The sequence below is a fragment of the Ideonella oryzae genome (genome assembly GCF_024055665.1).
GTDB classification, from domain to species: Bacteria; Pseudomonadota; Gammaproteobacteria; order Burkholderiales; family Burkholderiaceae_C; genus Ideonella; species Ideonella oryzae.
In genome coordinates, this window is record NZ_JAMXMC010000011.1 from 35719 (window position 1) to 51081 (window position 15363).

Below are 15363 nucleotides of genomic sequence, written 5' to 3' on the forward strand. Positions count from 1 at the left end.
CTCAGTCCCCCGTCGCACCGAACTCACCCTGGGCCGGGGTCGGCTCCAGCCGCGGCGACACCCGCTCGCGGCTGCCCTTCGCCTGCTCCTCGGCGCGCTCGATCGCCTCGCGGTTGAGCGCCGACTCGGGGGTGATCACCCGCGGGGTGGCGATGATGAACAGCTCGGTCTGCTCGTTGGTGTGCTCACGTGACTTGAACAGACCGCTGATCAGAGGCAGGCGGGACAGGCCAGGAACGCCGTCCGATCCGCGCTCGCTCTTCTGCCGCAGCAGGCCGGCAATGACCATCGGCTCACCGGCCTTGAGGGCCAGCTGGGTCTCGGTGCGGTTGGTGGTGAAGGCCACGTAGCCGTTGTTGGAGTTGCGGGTGTCGGGCTCGCTGACCTCGACCATCACGGTCGAGTCGATGTTGCCGCTGCCATCGGCCACCGGCTTGAAGTTGATCTTCACCCCGTACTGCTTGTACTCCACCGAGACCACGCCCAGGGCCTGGGCCACCGGGATGGGGATCTCACCACCGGCCAGGAAGTTGGACTCGGCCCCGCTGCGGCAACTGAGCTTGGGCTCGGCCAGGGTCCAGGCGTCTCCGTTCTGCTCCAGCAGGTTGATCGCGGAGGTGATCTGCGTGGCCAGGCCAAAGTAGCTCAGGGCCGGGTTGGAGGTGGTGACCGTGGGATAGCCGCCGGCAGTACCGGGGCGCCAGGTGGTGTTGGCATAGCCCAGCACGTTGGTGGCGAAGGTGGGCCCGGCTGCACTGGTGGACCACTTGATGCCCAGCTGGTCCAGGGCGCGCTTCTTGACCTCGACCACCCGCAGGTCGATCTGCACCATGCGGTCCATCTGCAGCGGGTCCGCGTCGGCGGGACGCTCCGGCACCAGGTTCAGCACCTGAGGAAAGCTGCCGGCCAGCAACTTCAGCCGGGCCGCCGTCTCGCTGTTCGGATAGCGCCCTTCCATCACGATGCGGTCACCCACCTGCCGCGCGCTGATACCCGGCGTCTCGGACAGCAGGGTCCTGAGGTCGGCCATCACCCGGCCGGTGCGCACGGTCTCGACGTGCACGGGGTAGCTGATCTGGCGCCCGTTGCGCAGCCAGACATGCATGTTGGTGTCACCGGCTTCTTCGGCCAGCAGCACCACCTGCCGGTCGTCGACCACGGTGGCCTTGATCAGAGCCCCATTGCCGATGGCGATCCGGGCCACACCGCGCAGCTGCAGGGTGGACACCTCGCCCACCGCCAGGTTCTGGATGGCGCCGTCCTCCACGCCGGCCACACGCTCGCTCCTGCCCTTGGCGGGGATCAGTGCCGGAGGCAGCGTCACCTTCTGCGGCTCGATCATCGTGCCCGACGCTGCAGGACGGGGCGGAACGGGGAAGCTGCTGGCCGCGGACGAGGGGCTGGGCGCAGCTGCGGCGGGTGCCGCCAGAACCGCCATGGGACTCCAGAGGGCGGGCAGCAGAGCCCCGGCCACGAGCGCCAGGCGGGGACGGGACGGACGACAGACGGGAGAAGCGAGAACAGACAACACAGGGCGCTCCGGAAGAACGGTATTCGAGAGATCAGCGCGCGCTGGCGGTGGCCAGACTGCGGGCTGCCGCGACGGCGGCGGCGGGGGAAATCTGGGCCGTGCGGGCCTGGTGGACTTCGGCGGGCTCGCCCGACGAGCCACCGGCGATGTACTCGATCGTGTGGCCGGTGGGGGCAGCCGCCACGCCGGTGAGCAGGCCGGCGGCGGTCATCGGATGGGTGGTGTTGGGTTGACCATCGTCCGGATGGCGCAGCACGGCCGTCAGCTGACCGGCGGCCTTGGCGGCGATGATGCGATCGGCGTCCAGCGGGCTGACCTGCAGGGTGACCGTGGTGAAGCTGCGCTCGGTGCCGGTGCCGTCGGCGTGTTTGGTGATCGACTGGTCCGTGGCCAGTACCTGCACCTGGGACAGCAGGGGCACCGTGACATCGCCATCGCCAGCCAGCGGCCCCTTGGCCGAATAGATCAGGTCGATGAAGTCGCCCGGCCGCAGCATGCCAGAGATGGAGTTCACCGCGTCGACCTCGAAGGTCAGGGCCCGCAGCCCCTTCTTCAGGGTGGACGAGAACACCGTGTTGCCGTTGCCCTCGGTGTGCAGGGTCAGCAGCATCTCACCGCGGCGGATGGGTGCGGCCAGGCGCTGGTTCTCCACGCCACCAAAGGCCCCGGGCAGCACCGCTGCCTCCGGCACATACTCGCGCGGCACCTGACGCACCGCCATCACATCGGAGCTGACTGTCTCGCCGGGCGCCAGATCCCGTTTGGCGACGACGACCTCGACCGTTTGCTGGCCGCGCTTGGCATCCGCCTCCAGCTGGGCCATCTTGTCGTGAATCAGGTTGTTGCTGAGATAGACAGCGCCACCGCCCAGGGCGATGGCCACCCCCAGCAGCAACCAATTGGTGTTGATCTTGAATCGAGGAATCGCCATGGAACTTCAGGGCAGGGAAAGAAAATAGGTGAGGCTTCGGAAGAAGGCTCGGATCATGTCTGCGAGGTATTGCGCGCCGGTCTTGCCGTCGAAGACAGCGTCGGTGGTGAACAACGCCAGCACCAGGAGCGCCGCCACCAGGACGTACTCGATCATGGCCTGGCCCCGCTGGGCCGCCGGACGGGAAGCACGCTGCTGGCTGTTCATGGACGGCTCCTGCTGAGCTGGTGGACAGTGACGGCCACGTCGCCGCCAGGGGTCATCTCCGCCACGCTGACTTCGACGGCGGCGCCTTGGCGGTCGAAGAAGGCGGTCCAGCCACGCCCCTGCCCCGTGCCGGCCGGGACCTGGGCCTCCTGGGTCAGCTGGAAGCCCTGGCGCTGCCATTCGCGGCGCCAGCGGTCGACGTTGAGGGCAAAGCCCGCCCGGCTGGACTGCTGCACCAGCACACTGTGCTGGCCGCTGTCCTGGCTGTCGGTGACCTGCACGATGCGGGTGTCGGCAAACTGCGGGAAGCCGCGCGGAATGTAGTCGCGCTGCAGGTCCCCGAGGTTGGCCACACTGAGCAGTCCCTCGCTGCCCCCCTGGGCGCCGGGGCGGGCCTGCAGCACCAGTTGAAATGGGGGCTGCAGGCTGGCCACGCCCTGCCAGTCACCCTGATTCACGGGACGCGCACGCGCGGGCTGGCCCGCGCCCCACAGGCGCTGGTAATAGGCCAGCAGCTCGGGCACGGAAAGCTGGCTCTGGAAGCGCTGGATGCGGGTGGGCAGGCCGTTCACGCGCAACTCTTCGCCCACCGGGGCACCCTGGGAGCGAGGGGGCAGGCTCACCGAGGGCCAGGTGGCCGCCTGGGCACTCCCCAGGGCACAGATCAGCGCCAGGGCCGGCAGCAGGTGGAGGACACGACAACGCACGGCACGTCCTCAGCGGCAGCTGTCCGGTGTCTGGCTGCCCTTGAGCCGATGGCTGGGCACCACATCCACCTTGGTGCAGCCGAACTGGAAGTCATGCCCGCCACCCTCGAACAGGTAGACGAAAGGGTCCAGCACGACGTTGAGCGGCTCCAGCTTGCCGGAGGGGACGATGCGCTCGACCGTCTTGGTGGTGTCGGCAATGCCCGCGGTGTTCCAGCGGTCACCCACGGTGGCCGTGGCCGCCGCCAGCTTCAGAGGGGGCGGGGCATCGCTGGTCTGGTCCATGCGGTTGAGCAGGGTGAGCTCCAGCCGCGCAGACTTGGGCTGGGTGTAGCTCTTGCCCGTCGTGGCCGTGCCGTACTTGCCCAGCGGCGTGTCGCCATACATCGATTCGCCGTGGAAGTTCAGCTTCACGTCGTCCAGCTTGGCCAGCAGCGGCGCGCCGGACAGCGCGCGCCAGTTCGAAGGCAAGGCCTCGTCGGCGCTGTAGGCGCTGGCGCTGTCGTCAGACTGCAATCGACCACTGTGGAGCGTGTCGGTGTTGGTGAAGAAGCGCACCCGGGTCTGGTCCTGCAGCTTGGCATCGGACAGGCGCGACGTGCTCGGTTCGATGGCCCGTTGCATGGCCGCGTAGCGGCTGGCCTGGGTGCTGGTCTGCAGCAGGTCGGTATAGCGCCCGGCGTAAGTGACGGCGAGGAACAGGGGCAGCAGCACCAGCAGCGCCGCCAGGAACTCGGTCATGGACTGGCCCCGCTGGTCGCGGGCCCCCGTGGCGATCAGGTGTTGGCGCATCACTGTCCCCCCGGCGTGACCTTGGCCGCCGCGGCCGCCCCGGTGGGGCTCATGCCCAGGGCCGTCATGTAGGCCAGCTTCTCGGTGTAGCTGATGTCCTGCAGGCGCGCCTGCCAGTAGGGGTCGTACAGCGAGCCGTACTCCTTGGCGCTGTCGTGCCGCACCAGGGCACCCGCCGTGCTGTCGCCAATGCCCGACTGCGGACGCTCGAAGAAGACCCGGGCCTTGCCCAGGGCCGAGAGCTGCTGGCCGAGCAACTGCTCGTCCATGCTCGCATCACCGGCCACCGAACCGACGCTCTTGTTGACCTCCATGGTCGAAGACGTCTGCGTGGCCTTGCGCTCGCGACGCACCGCGATCATGTAGTCCACCCCCAGGGTTTCCCGGGCAGTCGTGCTCTTGTCCGCCACGTCGTACAGCGCCGGCACGCCACTCCAGCCACCATGCACATGGCCTTCGCGGTAGGCCCGCTGCTGGGCGTCCCGGCCGGGCGACCAGGTCGAGCCGCGGCTGGAAGACTTGTCCAGGTTGCCACGGCCCCAGCCGATGGCCTCGTACTTCTTGCAGGGCAGGGGCGGCTTGCCGCACAAACTCCAGTACCAGTATTCGTAGGTGTCCTCGGTTTCCCACCGGTCGTAGTTGACCAGGCGGGTGTCGCCGTCCTTGACGAAGCCCATCGCAACGAGATTGAGCGTGAGCAGCGAGTTGCCCGGCCGCGGCCCGCCGGTGAACTTGTCCCGTGAGGCCAGCAGCACATCGGCGGTGTCCTTGCGCTCGCTGCCGCTGTAGCGCTTGGTGAAGGACTTCCACTGCGAGAGGTTCTGCACGGTGGTGATGGTCTTGACCGCAGCCCGGCTCTCCACCGACACGCCGGCATCCATGTGCGTGCCGAACTGCGCCCGGTTGGCGGCCACGAGGTCAGCCGCCGCCTTGTCGGCCATCAGGCTGGCGGTGGTGGCCAGCACGCCGTGGGTGGTGGCCGTCACGGTCTTGAGCGCCTCCAGCAGCTTCACCTGGACCGGAATCACCGCGTCCATGGCCTTCTCGATCGCCGCAGTGATCTTCTCGACCGTGGTCAGGATGGCCGAGAGCACCTCGCCGACGTACGGGATCCACTTCGCGTAGTCCTCGATGTTGTCTGCCGTGTGGCTGAGGTACTGCATGTAGCCCTGCAGCGCCGTGGTCTGGATCATGAAGACCTCGTTCGCGAGGATCGAACGGTTGTTGTAGGCCATCAGGTTCAGGGTGCGGGCCTCCACCGTGGCGCCGGCCAGGGCCGCCGCGTCGGCGGCGTTGACGGCCTTCTGCTTGCCATTGGTGAGCTGGCCGATGTTGTAGACCCCCCAGAGCACCGCCGCGGCCGCGGCCATCGTGCCCAGCAACCACACCAGGGCCTGACCACGGCTGGACCGCGCAGACCGCGGTCCGCGCGCCTCCCGTCTTGTCTGCCTCCCGGACATATCCCACCCCACAAGCGTCAGGCCCACGCACCGGCGGCCCGGATGTCCCCGTCTGCCGGGGACGCCTTCAATCACAGAAAAAACCTGCCGACTTATTTGGTCGATGACGGTTCGGTGAAATTCTCGAGGCTGATGGTCGCATCGGCTTCGAGTTTGGTGGCCTTGCCATCGGCCGTGGCCGACTTGTTGGCATCCTTGGCGTCGACATCGTCGCCGCCGACCGCGGCAGAGACGGCCGCCTGCTGGTGACGGACGGTTTTGCCAAACAGGTTGTAGACCCCGATCGCAGCAATCCCGATCAGGGCCACGATGATGATGTACTCGGTCATGCCCTGACCGGCTTGTTTCTGGCGCGATTCAATTTGCATGACATCCCCCTCGCCCATTTCCAGGCGAACCATCAGAAATAAAACCGACCCCGGGTGAAATATCCCCGGGGTCAGCACAATGGCCCTCAGGGGCCGACGATCACTTCGCGTCGACGGAGTCGGTGAAGTTGGTCAGGCTCTTGGTCTTGTCGGCTTCGGTCTTGGTGGCCTGGCCCGACTTCGTGCCGTTGGAGTTGGCCGCCTTGGCCTCGGTGTCGGCACCGCCCAGGGCCGCCGACATGCCGGCGGTCTGGTTGCGCACGGTCTTGCCGAACAGGTTGTAGACGCCGATGGCGGCCACGGCGATCAGCGCCACGATGATGATGTATTCGGTCATGCCTTGACCGCGGACCTGACGACGGGACACAGAGAATGCCTTCATGCTGAAGCTCCTGAAAAAGGTTTCGTTGGACACGGAACAAAATCGCAACAGCACGGACAAACAAACCCCTCCCTGCTGTCGGAGCAGAAACAATACCGACCGAAATCGAGCCGCCACACCCCTAACCTGTAGGCGCATCGTCATCGGGTTGACATGGCAATCGCGATATTTGATTCAAGACGTCAATGCGAGAAACAAAATGTTTTCCCATGGCACCAAAGAAACACCCTGTTTCTCTGTTTCCGCTGAATTGCTGAAATGTACTGATTAGGGATGGCCGCGGGTTGAATCTCCCGCAGAGACTGTCGCGCTGGATCCCGGCCCCTCGGCTGGCACGCCGCCCGTTTCTGCCGACATGCCCAGCGTCCTCACCCGTTCCTCTTCTGCAGCCCACCCACTCTGGGGCCAGGGTTTGCATGTGGCCGGCTGTGGCGCTGCCGTGGGCCTGGCTTGTGGCTGGAGCGCCCTCTGGCCACTCGCCCTGTGCGCGCTGTTGATCTGGGCGGGCCGCCTCCGGTCCGTGGCCCAGGGCGGTCACCAAGCCCTGCTGCTGACCGCCCTGGGCCTGTGCGCCTGGTCCCTGGCCGGACTGGGCTGGGCCGTCATCCCCGTGCGGCCGGAAGCCCCGTGGCGTCCGCTGCTGCAGCTGGGGCTGCTGGCCCTGGTGCTGGCCCATCACCTGGTCTGCGCCCTGCCCGGCTGGGTGGCGGGCCGGATGCTGTTCCGCCGGGCGGCTGCAGAGGCCCAGGTCCTGCTGGCCTGGGTGCTGGCCCTGGCCTCGGCCGAGGCCCTGCGCCCCCTGGGCTGGTGGGGCCATGGCTACGGCGCGCTGGCCACGGCGCTGATCGACGCCCCCGGCTCGCAGAGCCTGCTGCCTTGGCTCTCCAGCCTGGGCTGGGCCACGCTCTGCCTGAGCTTGTGTGCGGGCCTGAACCTGCTCCAGCCCAGGGCAGGCTGGCGTCCTCGCAGCGTCAGGATGGGGGGGTGGCTGCTGGCTGGCGGCCTGAGCGGCCTGGGCCTCTGGTCCGGCCCGGACGCGCAGGTGGTGCGTCCGCCGACCGCCTCCGCGAACACAGTGGACAGCGACACGGTCACGGCCCTGGCACTGGCACTGGGCACCAACCGCGACCGCGCCGCACCGTGGACAGCCGCGGACAGGGAGGCGGCGATGAGCCGGCTGCTGGCCGCCGTCGTCCGGTTGCCCGCTGGCGGCGTGCTGGCCACCTCAGAAACCTACCTGCCTCAGTCGGCCCCGGAGTCGCCCATCGGCGCCTGGGGCGACCTGCTGGATGCGGTCGCGACGCGGCAGGTGGACGTGCTGCTGGGCATGCCGCAATGGGTGAGCGATGGTGACGCCGCGCCTTACCCGGTCAATGCCGTGCGCCACCTGGCCCCCACGCGACAGGCGGTGTACGGCAAGGCACGCCTGGTGCCGCTGGGCGAGTACCTGCCGGACGCGCCGTGGGGTCGCCCGCTGGCCCGCTGGCTCTTTGCCTCCGCCCAGGGAGAACGGCCGGCACCGGCCGATCTGCAGGAACCGTTCTTTGTGGCCGGACATCCGGTGGGCGTGCTGATCTGCCACGAGTTGTCCCTGCCCGATCTGGTCCGGACCCGGGCCCAGGCCAGCGACTGGCTGCTGGTTGCCGCCGATGACAGCTGGATCGGGCGGGCGGACTACCTGGGACAAATGCGCTCGCTGCTGCGCCTGCGGGCGCTGGAGACCGGTCGTCCCATCCTGCGCGCGGCCAGCGGTGGCCCGAGCCTGCTGGCCCTGCCCGATGGCCACACTCAGGACACGGCGTCCGGCGGACGTCCAGCTCTCCAGCCTGTTCAATTCCAGGCGCCCACCACGCCCGGTTCCCCGGCGCTCCGGCTGGGGCCGTGGATGGCCGTGCTCCCCTTGCTGCCGCTGCTGGCAGGCCTGTGGCGAGCCGGCGCGTCCCGCCCCCCATCCCGGCGTACCCCCGCCTCCCCTCTTCCCCCCTTGCAGGAGTGGCCCCATGCGGACGCCTCTTGAACGCCGCCGCCGGCAGAACGGCGCCAGCCTCGTGGAATTCGTGGTTGTCTTCCCGATGGCCGTGCTGTTCGTGCTGAGCCTGATCCAGGTCGGTTTCATCTACATGGCCAAGCTCACGCTCAACCATGCCACCTTCACGGCCGCCCGGGTGGGCTCGCTGCACAACGCCGACCCGAAGGTGATCCGCGAAGCCCTGCTCCGGGGCCTGATTCCGTTCTACCAGAACAGCCTCACCAGCGACGACGCCAAGCGGCTGCTGACCGCCTGGGGTGCCGCACAGGTGGACAACACCTCCACGCCCCTGACGCCTTGGGCCGCTCAGATCGACCGGCTTTCGCCCAACCCGGACACCTTCGCCGACTTCGGCGTCAAGAACCCGTCCACCGGCAAGGTCTACATCCCCAACGACAACCTTGAGTGGCGCAGCCTGAGCGTCGGTGGCAAATCCAAGGTCCACATCCGGGACGCCAACCTGCTGAAGATCCGGGTCACCTACGGCTACGAGATGCACATCCCCCTGATCGCCGGCGTGGTCAAGCGAATGATGTGCGGCGGCAAGATCGGGCCCGACGCCTTCGGCAACGTCAGCGTGCTGGAGTCCCTCTACGGCGTCAGCCACTTCGACCTCTGCGTGCGCTATTTCAACAACAACCGCATTCCCATCGAGAGCATGGCGATCGTCGAAATGCAGACGCCCGCCTTCCAGTGAACGAACCCAGCCCATTCCCATGAAGACCATGAAGTTCCACCCCATCCCCCTGGCCCGCCCGCTGGGCCTGGCCCTGTCCGCCGGACTCCTGGCCCTGTTGTCCGCCTGCGGGGGTGGGGGCAATGAACTGGGCGGCGACGAGACCCTCACGCTGTCCCAATCGGAACTTGCCGTGAGCGCCATCGGCGCCTGCTACACCGGCAATGGCCCGACGGTCTACATCTATGGGGGCCGCCCCCCCTACACGCTTTACAACTCGCTGCCGGACGGCATGACCCTGAGCAGCGCGACGGTCGCCAACGCCGGGGACGGCTTCACGATCCAGTTCAAGGGCGCCTGCATGGAAAGCATGCCCATCACCGTCACGGACGACATGGGACGCATCACCTCCCTGCTGATCACCAGCACGATGGAGGAGGTCACCACGCCCATCCCGACCGCCGCAGCCCCCGCGGGCGGGAACTGAGCGCACCATGCACTCCTCCGGCTTTCGAAGGCGCCCGTGGACCGGCTGGGCCCGGGCGGTGCTCGTGGGTGGCGGCACGTTGATTGCCGCCACGGCTGGCGCCACGTCGTCCGGCACGGTCCCGGTGTGCCGTGACGGCGCGGTGGAGATGCTGGTGGGCGGTGCGGGGGCCCGCTGCGACGCCGGCCTGGGGCCGGAGAACCTCGTTCGCAGCCGCCGCGGCGCGTCAACCGAATCGCCGGCCGCCACCGCCGACGCGGCGGCATCTGCTCAGGTGCCTGCCCAGGTTCAGCGCCAGCGCGACCGCGACCGGCAGGCCATTCTTCAGCAGGAGCTGGCGCGCGAACAGCAGGCCCTGAACACCCTGCTGCGCGCCGGTGCCCAGGCCGACCCGCAGGCCCTGCGGCGCACACGGGACAACCTCAGCGCCCTGCAGCGCGAGCTGGGCCAGGCCACGGGCGTCGCCGCCCGCTGATCGCTGCGCCCACGCACCGGCCGTGCCCTCCACCCGGCTCCAGCTGTGGCTCTACCTGCCCAGCGTGCTCGTGCTGATGGCGGTGCTGGGCGACCAGGGGCTGCTGCAAGGGGCCGGGTTGGCCCACAGCCCGGCCACCGTGGCCGGGTGGCCGTGGTACGGCCTGGTGTTCGGCCAACCCCACATCATGGGCAGCGGGCTGCTCTTTCTGGATGGCGCGCTGCGCAGGCCATGCCAGCCGCTGCTGCAGCGCGCCGCCGTGCTGGCCGCGCTGGCCTGCACCCTGGCGCTGTGGCTGCCCGAGGCCTGGCGCGACGGCCTGCTGATCGGCTGGACCCTGTGGCATGTCGTGGGGCAGCAGGCGGGCCTGGCCTGCGGGCAGGCCCGCGTGGCCAGCACGGCGGGCGCCCGCGCCTGGAAGGTCACCCTGGCCCTGGGCACAGGCGTGGCCGCCTGGGCGGTGGGCGGCGAAACCCTGCAGTCGCCCCAGCCCGATGGCCCATGGCTGCTCTGGGCCGGCTGGGCGCTCAGCGCCAGCGTGCTGCCCGCCAGCTGGCTGCTGTGGCAGGCGCGGCGTCGGGGCGGGGATGTGCGCGCCCTGCTGGCCCTGCAGGCCACCGCCCTGCTGGCCTATGGCTGCGTGCTGCTGGGCTATGCCGTGTTCGGCGTGATGTTGCTGCGCTGGACCCACGACGCCACGGCCTTTGCGGCCTACCTGGCGGTGGTGCGGCAGCGACGCGGCCGGCTGGCGGCAGCGGCCTTCATCCCGCTGTCCCTGCTGCTGAGCCTGGCGACCAGCGCCTTGCTGCCAGGCGCCGTGCTGCTCTGGATGGTGCTGGTGCACTACCTGGCCGAGCCCGCGCTGTGGCGTGCCGGCTCCCCGCTGCGGCGGACGCTCCAGCCCGCCTGAGAGGGCCCGCCGCCACAGACATGGCACGGGATAATGCCCCCGCCATGCCCACCACCGTGCTGCCCTCCCGCTTTTCGCTGTACCTGGACCTCATCCGCTGGAACCGCCCCGCGGGCTGGCTGCTGTTGCTCTGGCCCACGCTGTCCGCACTGTGGATGGCGGCCGATGGCTTTCCCGGCTGGCATCTGCTGATCGTCTTCACCGCCGGCACGGTGCTGATGCGCAGCGCCGGCTGCTGCATCAACGACGTGGCCGACAAGGACTTCGACCTGCACGTCAAGCGCACCGCGCAGCGGCCGGTCACCTCGGGCGTGGTCAGCGTCCGCGAGGCGCTGGGCGTGGGCGCGGCCCTGGCGCTGTTGTCCTTCGTGCTGGTGCTGAGCACCAACCCGCCGACGATCTGGCTGTCGGTGCCCGCCGTGCTGGTGGCCGGCCTCTACCCCTACGCCAAGCGGGTCATCGCCATGCCCCAGGCGGTGCTGGGCGTGGCCTTCAGCTTCGGCATCCCGATGGCCTTCAGTGCGGTGCAAGGTGGGCAGGACTGGAGCTTGTCCGCCGTCGGTGCCTCGGTGCCCCCGCATGCCTGGTGGCTGGTGCTGGGCAACCTCTGCTGGGTGCTGGCCTACGACACCGAGTACGCCATGGTCGACCGCGACGACGACCTGAAGATCGGCATCAAGACCTCGGCCATCACGCTGGGCCGGCACGATGTGCGCGCGGTGATGACCTTCTACGTCCTCTACCTGGGCCTGTGGGCCTGGGTGGGCGAGCGCCTGGGCCTGGCCTGGCCCTACCAGCTGGGCATCGGCGTGGCGGCGGCCCAGGTCGTGTGGCACGGCTGGCTGATTCGCCACCGCAGCCGCGAGGGCTGCTTCCAGGCCTTCCGCCTGAACCACTGGGTGGGCGCAGCGGTGTTCGCCGGTACCGTGCTGGCCGGCTGGGTGCGCTGAACGGCCCCCTCAGGGCCCGGCGCTCAGCTCTTGCCGAACTCGGCGCCCAGCTCGGCCGCCCGCTCGGCCGCCGCGTGCAGGGCCCGCACGAAGGCCAGCTTCACACCCCGCGCCTCCAGGGTGCTGATGGCCGCATGGGTGGTGCCGCCCTTGGACGTGACGCGCTGGCGCAGCAGCTCGGGCGTCTCGGGTGACTGGGCCGAGAGCGCCGCGGCCCCGGCCACGGTCTGCTGGGCCAGCTGGCGCGACTGCTCGGCACTCAGCCCCAGTTCCACACCCGCCTGGATCATGGCCTCCAGCAGGTAGAACACATAGGCCGGGCCGGAGCCCGACAGCGCCGTCACCGCATCCAACTGGGCCTCCTGCTCGACCCACAGCAGCTGGCCGGTCGGCGCCAGCATCTGCTCGACCTGCAGGCGCTCGTCCAGCGTCACCGCCGGGCGCGCGTACAGGCCGCTCATGCCCTGGCCGATCAGGGCCGGGGTGTTGGGCATGGCCCGCACCACCCGGGCACTGCCGCTGGCCTTCTCAAGGGCCACACAGGGAATGCCCGCCATGATGGACAGCTGAAGGGCCTGGCTGGCGTAGGGCGCGCAGGGCGCGGCCGCGGCCTCGAACATCTGGGGTTTGACCGCCCACACGATCAACCCGGCCGCACCCAGGGCCGGGCCGGCGGCGGCATCCGCCCGCACGCCGAACTGGTTGCGCAAGCGCAGCGCCTGCTCGGGCGAGGGCTCCACCACCAGGATGGTGGAGGCCGGGTGGCCCGCGCGGACCAGCCCGCCGATGATGGCGCTGGCCATGTTGCCACCACCGATGAAGGCAATCGTCGTGTTCAGGGAACTGCTGCTGTTCATGGCGGCGAGTGTAGGGCCAAGCGCTGTGCCGGTGCGCGGCCCGGCACAGTTGCCGACAGGCTTGCAGGAGTCATGCGCAACTTGCATAACCCAGGCGCCACAAGGCCTCGCGGACCGCCTACAGTGCGCCACCATGCGGTGCGGGGCCGCTCACAAGGCCAGCCCCGCGCGTCGCATCCAACACGATGGAGACTTCTTACATGACCGCCGAGCTTTCCTACGTCCACCCCTCGCCCGAGAGCCCCTGGACGACCTACCTGTCGCAAGTGGACCGCGTGCTGCCTTACCTGGGCGAACTGTCCCGCTGGGCCGACACCCTCAAGCGCCCCAAGCGCGCGCTGATCGTGGACATCCCGATCGAGCTGGACAACGGCACCATCGCCCACTACGAGGGCTACCGCGTGCAGCACAACCTGTCGCGCGGCCCCGGCAAGGGCGGCGTGCGCTACCACCCTGACGTCACGCTGGAAGAGGTGATGGCGCTGGCCGCGTGGATGAGCATCAAGAATGCCGCGGTCAACCTGCCGTATGGCGGCGCCAAGGGCGGCATCCGGGTCGACCCGAAGCTGCTGTCGATCAAGGAACTGGAGCGCATGACGCGCCGCTACACCAGCGAGATCGGCATCATCATCGGCCCGCAGCAGGACATCCCGGCACCGGACGTGAACACCAACCCGCAGATCATGGCGTGGATGATGGACACGTACTCGATGAACACCGGCGCCACCGCCACCGGCGTGGTCACCGGCAAACCCATCCACCTGGGCGGCTCGCTGGGTCGCGTCAAGGCCACCGGCCGCGGCGTGTTCGTCACCGGCCGTGAAGCGGCCCGCCGCATGGGCCTGGACCTCAACGGCGCGCGCGTCGCGGTGCAGGGGACCGGCAACGTGGGTGGCTCGGCCATGGAGTTGTTCGCCCAAGCCGGCGCCAAGATCGTCGCCGCCCAGGACCACACCGGCGCCATCTACAACGCCCACGGCCTGGACATGGGGGCCCTGCAGCCCTGGCTGAAGCAGCACGGCGGCGTGGCCGGTTTCCCCGGTGGCGAACGCCTGGGCAACGAGGAGTTCTGGGACACGGACTGCGAGATCCTGATCCCGGCCGCGCTGGAAGGCCAGATCAACGCCGACCGGGCCCGCCGCCTGAAGGCCAAGCTGGTGCTCGAAGGCGCCAACGGCCCGACACTGCCGGCGGCCGACGACATCCTGGCCGACCGCGGCGTTCTGGTGGTGCCCGACGTGATCTGCAACGCCGGCGGCGTGACCGTGTCCTACTTCGAGTGGGTGCAGGACTTCAGCTCGTTCTTCTGGACCGAGGACGAGATCAACCTGCGGCTGGACAAGATCATGGTCGGTGCCTTGAAGCGCATCTGGGACGTGGCCGACCAGCACCAGATCACGCTGCGCACCGCCACCTTCGCGGTGGCCTGCGAGCGCATCCTCGAAGCCCGGCGCGAGCGCGGCCTCTATCCCTGATGGACTGACGGCCTGGGCACTCAGGCCTGCACGACCAGACCGGGCGTGCCGGCCTGCAGCGAACCCACCACGGCGGCGTCGCCAAAGCCGCTGCCGTGGAAGGCCGACAGCACCCGGTCGAGCTCGGCCGGGGCGCAGCTGACCAGCAGGCCGCCACTGGTCTGCGGATCGGTCAGCAGCGTGCGCTGCCAGGGAGCCATCTCGCCCCCGCCGGCCACGCTCACCTGGGCGCCATAGCCCGTCCAGTTGCGACCGGAGGCGCCGGTGGCCACGCCCTCCTGCGCCAGCGCAGCCACGCCCTCGATCAGCGGCACCTTCGCCCAGTCCACCGTGGCCTGCAGCTTCGAGCCGCGGCAGATCTCCAGCAGGTGGCCGGCCAGGCCGAAGCCGGTGACATCGGTCATCGCATGCACGCCGTCGAACTGAGCCAGCTCGCTGCCCACGCGGTTGAGCAGCGTGGTGTAGTGCACCATCTGCGCATAACCGGCCGCGTCGAGCTTGCCCTTCTTCAGCGCGGCTGAGAGCACGCCCACGCCCAGCGACTTGCCCAGCACCAGCACATCGCCGGCCTGGGCGTCGGCATTGCGGCGCACCCGCTTCGGGTGCACCAGACCCAGGGCCACCAGGCCGTAGATGGGCTCCAGCACATCGATGGAGTGGCCCCCGGCGATGGGCACGCCGGCCTCGCGGCAGACGCTGGCGCCGCCCTCCAGGATCTGGCCGATCACCTCCAGCGGCAGCTTGTCCAGCGGCATGCCCACGATGGCCAGCGCCAGGATGGGCCGCCCGCCCATGGCATAGACGTCCGACAGCGCGTTGGTGGCCGCGATGCGGCCGAAGTCACGCGGGTCGTCGACAATCGGGGTGAAGAAATCGGTGGTGGCCACCAGGGCCTGCTCGTCGTTCAGGCGCCAGACGGCCGCGTCGTCGCTGGTCTCGATCCCGACCATCAGCTCGGGCGGGATCACCCCGGGCGCGGTGCGCGACAGGATGTCGGAGAGCACGCCGGGTGCGATCTTGCAGCCGCAGCCGCCACCATGCGAGAAACGGGTGAGTTGAATGGGCGTGTCCATGCCGGAAATCCTGTCCTGCCGCGATGCGGCGCCAACCAAGGCACCATTGTGCC

The 15363-nt window shown here is 69.2% G+C and carries 17 protein-coding genes; 7 read left to right on the forward strand and 10 right to left on the reverse strand.

Annotated features, from left to right (window positions below; all coding sequences use genetic code 11):
- Nucleotide 1 precedes the first annotated feature (1 nt).
- The 8 genes from M0L44_RS17880 to M0L44_RS17915 all read right to left on the reverse strand — a co-directional run bounded on the left by M0L44_RS17880 (nucleotide 2) and on the right by M0L44_RS17915 (nucleotide 6378).
- Nucleotides 2-1438, reverse strand: a complete 1437-nt coding sequence (locus M0L44_RS17880; protein WP_252771235.1) for a type II and III secretion system protein family protein — start codon at nucleotides 1436-1438, stop codon at nucleotides 2-4.
- Nucleotides 1439-1562: 124 nt separating this feature from the next.
- Nucleotides 1563-2462 (reverse strand): Flp pilus assembly protein CpaB, encoded by a 900-nt coding sequence (gene cpaB, locus M0L44_RS17885; protein ID WP_252771237.1) that lies wholly within the window; start codon nucleotides 2460-2462, stop codon nucleotides 1563-1565.
- A 6-nt stretch (nucleotides 2463-2468) separates the two neighbouring features.
- Nucleotides 2469-2669: a hypothetical protein gene (locus M0L44_RS17890; protein WP_252771238.1), complete on the reverse strand. Its 201-nt coding sequence runs from the start codon at nucleotides 2667-2669 to the stop codon at nucleotides 2469-2471.
- Nucleotides 2666-3376 carry a hypothetical protein gene (locus M0L44_RS17895; RefSeq protein WP_252771240.1) on the reverse strand — a complete coding sequence of 237 codons (711 nt, stop codon included), beginning with the start codon at nucleotides 3374-3376 and terminating at the stop codon, nucleotides 2666-2668. Before M0L44_RS17895 ends, M0L44_RS17890 begins: the two co-directional genes overlap by 4 nt.
- Nucleotides 3377-3385: 9 nt before the next feature.
- Nucleotides 3386-4168: a hypothetical protein gene (locus tag M0L44_RS17900; RefSeq protein WP_252771241.1), complete on the reverse strand. Its 783-nt coding sequence runs from the start codon at nucleotides 4166-4168 to the stop codon at nucleotides 3386-3388.
- Entirely contained in the window at nucleotides 4168-5556 is a 1389-nt protein-coding gene (locus tag M0L44_RS17905; RefSeq protein WP_252771243.1) for a pilus assembly protein TadG-related protein, read from the reverse strand. The genes M0L44_RS17900 and M0L44_RS17905 overlap by 1 nt, the downstream gene beginning before the upstream one ends.
- A gap of 164 nt (nucleotides 5557-5720) precedes the next feature.
- Nucleotides 5721-6029, reverse strand: coding sequence for a Flp family type IVb pilin (locus M0L44_RS17910; protein WP_252771244.1), 309 nt, complete (start codon nucleotides 6027-6029; stop codon nucleotides 5721-5723).
- A gap of 67 nt (nucleotides 6030-6096) precedes the next feature.
- Nucleotides 6097-6378 (reverse strand): Flp family type IVb pilin, encoded by a 282-nt coding sequence (locus M0L44_RS17915; RefSeq protein ID WP_252771245.1) that lies wholly within the window; start codon nucleotides 6376-6378, stop codon nucleotides 6097-6099.
- Nucleotides 6379-6733: 355 nt separating this feature from the next.
- Here M0L44_RS17915 and M0L44_RS17920 point away from each other — a divergent pair, with 355 nt between their 5' ends.
- The 6 genes from M0L44_RS17920 to ubiA are packed head-to-tail and all read left to right on the forward strand — an operon-like array spanning nucleotide 6734 to nucleotide 11905.
- The gene (locus tag M0L44_RS17920; RefSeq protein ID WP_252771247.1) at nucleotides 6734-8395 is read left to right on the forward strand and encodes a nitrilase-related carbon-nitrogen hydrolase; all 1662 of its coding nucleotides are present in this window, start codon (nucleotides 6734-6736) and stop codon (nucleotides 8393-8395) included.
- On the forward strand, nucleotides 8379-9104 hold the full coding sequence (locus tag M0L44_RS17925; RefSeq protein ID WP_252771249.1) for a TadE/TadG family type IV pilus assembly protein: 726 nt from the start codon (nucleotides 8379-8381) through the stop codon (nucleotides 9102-9104). The genes M0L44_RS17920 and M0L44_RS17925 overlap by 17 nt, the downstream gene beginning before the upstream one ends.
- Nucleotides 9105-9123: 19 nt before the next feature.
- The gene (locus M0L44_RS17930) at nucleotides 9124-9570 is read left to right on the forward strand and encodes a hypothetical protein (RefSeq protein WP_252771250.1); all 447 of its coding nucleotides are present in this window, start codon (nucleotides 9124-9126) and stop codon (nucleotides 9568-9570) included.
- Between the two features lie 7 nt (nucleotides 9571-9577).
- Nucleotides 9578-10045 (forward strand): hypothetical protein, encoded by a 468-nt coding sequence (locus M0L44_RS17935; RefSeq protein ID WP_252771252.1) that lies wholly within the window; start codon nucleotides 9578-9580, stop codon nucleotides 10043-10045.
- Between the two features lie 22 nt (nucleotides 10046-10067).
- Nucleotides 10068-10955, forward strand: a complete 888-nt coding sequence (locus M0L44_RS17940) for a hypothetical protein (RefSeq protein ID WP_252771254.1) — start codon at nucleotides 10068-10070, stop codon at nucleotides 10953-10955.
- A gap of 44 nt (nucleotides 10956-10999) precedes the next feature.
- Nucleotides 11000-11905, forward strand: a complete 906-nt coding sequence (ubiA, locus tag M0L44_RS17945) for a 4-hydroxybenzoate octaprenyltransferase (protein WP_252771256.1) — start codon at nucleotides 11000-11002, stop codon at nucleotides 11903-11905.
- A 23-nt stretch (nucleotides 11906-11928) separates the two neighbouring features.
- Here the strand turns inward: ubiA and proC are convergent, their stop codons facing one another.
- Nucleotides 11929-12762 carry a pyrroline-5-carboxylate reductase gene (gene proC / locus M0L44_RS17950; RefSeq protein ID WP_252771258.1) on the reverse strand — a complete coding sequence of 278 codons (834 nt, stop codon included), beginning with the start codon at nucleotides 12760-12762 and terminating at the stop codon, nucleotides 11929-11931.
- A 200-nt stretch (nucleotides 12763-12962) separates the two neighbouring features.
- Here proC and M0L44_RS17955 point away from each other — a divergent pair, with 200 nt between their 5' ends.
- The gene (locus tag M0L44_RS17955) at nucleotides 12963-14237 is read left to right on the forward strand and encodes a Glu/Leu/Phe/Val family dehydrogenase (RefSeq protein WP_252771259.1); all 1275 of its coding nucleotides are present in this window, start codon (nucleotides 12963-12965) and stop codon (nucleotides 14235-14237) included.
- A 20-nt stretch (nucleotides 14238-14257) separates the two neighbouring features.
- Here M0L44_RS17955 and selD read toward each other — a convergent pair whose 3' ends face one another.
- Nucleotides 14258-15310, reverse strand: coding sequence for a selenide, water dikinase SelD (gene selD, locus M0L44_RS17960; protein WP_252771261.1), 1053 nt, complete (start codon nucleotides 15308-15310; stop codon nucleotides 14258-14260).
- Nucleotides 15311-15363 lie beyond the last annotated feature (53 nt).

Excerpts from the sequence above, each read along its gene's own strand:
- M0L44_RS17880 (WP_252771235.1), bottom strand. The coding sequence starts at position 1,438 with ATGGCGGTTCTGGCGGCACCCGCCGCAGCTGCGCCCAGCCCCTCGTCC.
- cpaB (WP_252771237.1), bottom strand. The coding sequence starts at position 2,462 with ATGGCGATTCCTCGATTCAAGATCAACACCAATTGGTTGCTGCTGGGG.
- M0L44_RS17890 (WP_252771238.1), bottom strand. The coding sequence starts at position 2,669 with ATGAACAGCCAGCAGCGTGCTTCCCGTCCGGCGGCCCAGCGGGGCCAG.
- M0L44_RS17900 (WP_252771241.1), bottom strand. The coding sequence starts at position 4,168 with ATGCGCCAACACCTGATCGCCACGGGGGCCCGCGACCAGCGGGGCCAG.
- M0L44_RS17910 (WP_252771244.1), bottom strand. The coding sequence starts at position 6,029 with ATGGTTCGCCTGGAAATGGGCGAGGGGGATGTCATGCAAATTGAATCG.
- M0L44_RS17915 (WP_252771245.1), bottom strand. The coding sequence starts at position 6,378 with ATGAAGGCATTCTCTGTGTCCCGTCGTCAGGTCCGCGGTCAAGGCATG.
- M0L44_RS17920 (WP_252771247.1), top strand. The coding sequence starts at position 6,734 with ATGCCCAGCGTCCTCACCCGTTCCTCTTCTGCAGCCCACCCACTCTGG.
- M0L44_RS17925 (WP_252771249.1), top strand. The coding sequence starts at position 8,379 with ATGCGGACGCCTCTTGAACGCCGCCGCCGGCAGAACGGCGCCAGCCTC.
- M0L44_RS17930 (WP_252771250.1), top strand. The coding sequence starts at position 9,124 with ATGAAGACCATGAAGTTCCACCCCATCCCCCTGGCCCGCCCGCTGGGC.
- M0L44_RS17935 (WP_252771252.1), top strand. The coding sequence starts at position 9,578 with ATGCACTCCTCCGGCTTTCGAAGGCGCCCGTGGACCGGCTGGGCCCGG.
- ubiA (WP_252771256.1), top strand. The coding sequence starts at position 11,000 with ATGCCCACCACCGTGCTGCCCTCCCGCTTTTCGCTGTACCTGGACCTC.
- proC (WP_252771258.1), bottom strand. The coding sequence starts at position 12,762 with ATGAACAGCAGCAGTTCCCTGAACACGACGATTGCCTTCATCGGTGGT.
- M0L44_RS17955 (WP_252771259.1), top strand. The coding sequence starts at position 12,963 with ATGACCGCCGAGCTTTCCTACGTCCACCCCTCGCCCGAGAGCCCCTGG.
- selD (WP_252771261.1), bottom strand. The coding sequence starts at position 15,310 with ATGGACACGCCCATTCAACTCACCCGTTTCTCGCATGGTGGCGGCTGC.